Source organism: Muriicola sp. (genome assembly GCF_049669965.1).
GTDB lineage: Bacteria > Bacteroidota > Bacteroidia > Flavobacteriales > Flavobacteriaceae > Muriicola.
Genome location: NZ_JBATLB010000200.1, coordinates 1 through 1,797, shown reverse-complemented (window position 1 = coordinate 1,797; position 1,797 = coordinate 1). Strand labels below are relative to the sequence as shown.

Below are 1,797 nucleotides of genomic sequence, written 5' to 3'. Positions count from 1 at the left end.
CCTCAGGGGGAGGAATCCGAGAAGGGGTCTCCACGGATTGTATGGGTCACAGTTCTGGTGACCCACCAAATCGACGACCGGCCAGTCGCCGCAAGACCTCCGTTGGTGGGCGTGCGATCGAGTCCGTGGATTCAGGCGAAATGGGGGAGGGTGCCCGAGCGTACCGAGGGCAGAGGGGGCGGCCTGGGCCTTTGTCTCCACCACGGAGTGGGGGAGACGCGGCCGGACGGATGTCCGGTCGCAGAGGGGGCGGCCTGGGGGCCGGAATAGCGAAAATGAGGCCCACCGCGTGTCTCGTGTCTCGTATCTCGTATCTCGAATCCCACTTTCCGTCGCCCAAGGATTCACATCTCGGTACGCTCAGGTACCTCCGACACAGCGATTCATAGGTATGAGCGAACCACCCACCTTCATTGACGGATACACCGGACCACACATCGACACGGATCCGACGGAGACTGCAGAATGGCTTGACGCGTTCGACTCGGTTGTCGCGACCGACGGCCAGGGCCGCGCGCAGTATCTGGTCGCACGCCTTATCCGAGAGGCTGCGCGTAACCACATCGCGGTTCCCGGAGCGGTCTCAACTCCCTACGTCAACACGATCCCGCCCGAAGATGAGCCGCCGTTCCCCGGCGACGCCCAGCTCGAGAAACGAATCCGCAGATTCATCCGTTGGAACGCTGCGGTTATGGTCATCCGCGCCAACCGCGCTGCCCCCGGAATCGGCGGCCACCTCTCGACCTTCGCCTCGTCGGCAACCCTCTACGAGGTCGGCTACAACCACTTCTTCCGCGGCACCGCCGACGGTCAACCCGGCGACCACATCTACTTCCAGGGCCACGCCGCCCCGGGCGTATACGCCCGCGCGTACCTCGAAGGGCGCCTCGACGATTCAGACCTCGACGGCTTCCGTCGCGAGATCGGCGAGCCCGGCCTGTCGAGCTACCCGCACCCGCGACTCATGCCGAACTTCTGGGAGTACCCGACGGTCTCGATGGGGCTGGGGCCGATCAACTCGATCTACCACGCCCAGTTCCTCAAGTACCTCGAAAACCGCGATCTCGACGACACGTCTGGCTCCCGTGTGTGGTCGTTCCTCGGGGACGGCGAAACCGACGAGCCCGAAACGCTCGGCTCGATCTCCCTCGCGGGTCGCGAGAAACTTGACAATCTGACGTGGGTCATCAACTGCAACTTGCAGCGCCTCGACGGACCCGTACGCGGCAACGGAAAGATCATTCAGGAACTCGAAGCGATGTTCCGAGGCGCCGGCTGGAACGTCATCAAGGTCATCTGGGGCTCCGGATGGGATCCGCTCCTCGCCCGCGATACGGAAGGTGTCCTCGTCGACAAGATGAACACCACCGTCGACGGCGAATACCAACGCTACAAGGCGGAATCCGGGGCGTATGTTCGCGAGCACTTCTTCGGGCCCGATCCGCGACTTACTGAGCTCGTTCGCGACATGACCGACGATGACGTCTGGAACCTTCGGCGTGGAGGTCTCGACTACCGGAAGATCTACGCCGCCTACAAGGCGGCAACGGAGATGAAGGGCCGACCGACCGTGATCCTCGCCAAGACCATCAAGGGATGGACGCTTGGCCCCCAGGTTCAAGGCAGGAACGCGACCCACTCCGTCAAGAACCTGACGGGCGACCAGCTGTTCGGCCTTCGTGACCTGCTGTCGTTGAACAACGAGATCCCCGATGAAACGCTCGAGCTCGACCGCCCTCCGTACTACCGGCCCCCGGAGGACTCGCCCGAGTACCGCTACTTGATCGAGCGCAGGGA

1 pseudogene is annotated in these 1,797 nt (G+C 63.4%); it reads left to right on the top strand.

Annotated features, from left to right (window positions below):
• Positions 1-391: 391 nt before the first annotated feature.
• Positions 392-1,797 (top strand): annotated as a pseudogene (locus WBM49_RS10445) (pyruvate dehydrogenase (acetyl-transferring), homodimeric type); the annotation flags it as partial.